1 protein-coding gene is annotated in these 251 nt (G+C 33.1%); it reads right to left on the bottom strand.

Features of this window, described 5'->3' with window-relative positions:
- A partial coding sequence (locus tag H5116_RS20200; RefSeq protein ID WP_182716939.1) for a phage integrase N-terminal SAM-like domain-containing protein occupies window positions 1–251 on the bottom strand: 251 nt, incomplete at both ends.

Raw genomic sequence — 251 nt, 5'->3', positions numbered from 1 at the left:
AGTGGCCGATGTAAAATATTCTTAAACAAGAACCAAATACTGTTTATCTGTATTTTTTGGCTTGCTCTAGAAAGTTTACGAATCGCAGGATCGTTAAAAAAGGCGTTAAGTTCCTCATCAGTAATCGAATCGAGCGGTTTATTAAAATAATGACTGAGTTTTAGTAAATGTTCACAGTAGCTTTTACATGTACTTTGTGAATAACCAAGATAGGCTATTTCAGTTTTGACTTGTTCAATGAGTGTATTCAT

This window comes from Pseudoalteromonas sp. SG45-2 (assembly GCF_014164115.1).
Taxonomy (GTDB): domain Bacteria; phylum Pseudomonadota; class Gammaproteobacteria; order Enterobacterales; family Alteromonadaceae; genus Pseudoalteromonas; species Pseudoalteromonas distincta.
Note: the sequence above shows the minus strand (reverse complement) of the source record. Positions and strands in the feature narration are given on the sequence as shown.